This is a genomic window from Ruegeria sp. YKSF131 (genome assembly GCF_059612645.1).
Genome location: NZ_JBXWQZ010000135.1, coordinates 1 through 1,449 on the forward strand (window position 1 = coordinate 1; position 1,449 = coordinate 1,449).

A 1,449-nucleotide genomic window follows, 5' to 3' on the forward strand; every position below is an offset into this window, starting at 1 on the left:
TCACCAAACGCCCTTCTCGCGCTTGATTTGATCCAGAAAAAGAAAGACATAACATCTTGCACTACCGCCTATTCGGCTACTTGAGCGCGTGAAGCCTTTCGACCTTTCGGCCTGCAGGCTTCGACTATGTCGATCGTGATCACCCAGCTGGTAACTAAAGGCGATCGTTCTTCTGAACCAAAAACATACATTTCCCGCCCCCGCCACTTGGACGAGGACAATTGAGCAACCCCATATGGTCTCCCAGCCGTGCAGCTGATCAACGCAGGTCGCTCGGGTTAGTATATTTGACTTGGACAACTCTGTTCGTTTCAGTCGCGATACGCATCCCGGGCCGGCTAGACCCAAACTGCGCCTCCCATCAGACGATGGAAACGACCGAGATCAATGCCACACTCGGCACGATCAAACAGTGTTGATTGATTTCTCTCTATACGATGTAAAAGACGAACAGCTTACGCTGTTCTGCCGTCCAATCGGACGGTTAAGAACCCGAAGGTGCTTAACGATCTGATCGAAAGGAAAGTGGTGGAGCCTAGGAGGATCGAACTCCTGACCTCCTGAATGCAAATCAGGCGCTCTCCCAGCTGAGCTAAGGCCCCGTAAAGGTCGCTCTCATTGCTTTTGTGACCAAAAGCAACTGCCGCGACATCGCCTTTTTGCCTCACGGCAAAAATGGCTTGGTGGGTCGAGGAGGACTTGAACCTCCGACCTCACGCTTATCAGGCGTGCGCTCTAACCACCTGAGCTACCGACCCAGTTGACTTGCTTTCAGCAAGTCGACGTTGCCCGACAGGCGATTTTGCATCGCAAAATCTGCCGAGAGGGCCAGACCCCACAGCGTTGCGGGCCTGATATATTCTGAAGAGATATGAGGACGGCTCGGTCCATGAGTTTGATCAACTTTGTTTGTTGATCTTCTGCTAAGTGTATCACGAGATTTGAGATCAATTAAGATCGGACAAATCTAACCAGATACATCCTTAGAAAGGAGGTGATCCAGCCGCAGGTTCCCCTACGGCTACCTTGTTACGACTTCACCCCAGTCGCTGATCCTACCGTGGTCCGCTGCCTCCAAAAGGTTAGCGCACGGCCGTCGGGTAGAACCAACTCCCATGGTGTGACGGGCGGTGTGTACAAGGCCCGGGAACGTATTCACCGCGTCATGCTGTTACGCGATTACTAGCGATTCCGACTTCATGGGGTCGAGTTGCAGACCCCAATCCGAACTGAGATAGCTTTTTGGGATTAACCCATTGTCACTACCATTGTAGCACGTGTGTAGCCCAACCCGTAAGGGCCATGAGGACTTGACGTCATCCACACCTTCCTCCCGCTTATCACGGGCAGTTTCCATAGAGTGCCCAGCCGAACTGCTGGCAACTAGGGATGTGGGTTGCGCTCGTTGCCGGACTTAACCGAACATCTCACGACACGAGCTGACGACAG

2 tRNA genes and 1 rRNA gene are annotated in these 1,449 nt (G+C 52.8%); all 3 read right to left on the bottom strand.

Annotation, left to right across the window (positions count from 1 at the left end):
- Positions 1 to 526: 526 nt before the first annotated feature.
- Positions 527 to 602, bottom strand: a tRNA-Ala gene (locus AC2FLZ_RS21950).
- 79 nt (positions 603 to 681) lie between these two features.
- Positions 682 to 758 (bottom strand) — tRNA-Ile (locus AC2FLZ_RS21955).
- A 229-nt stretch (positions 759 to 987) separates the two neighbouring features.
- Positions 988 to 1,449: ribosomal RNA gene (locus AC2FLZ_RS21960) — 16S ribosomal RNA — on the bottom strand; the annotation flags it as partial.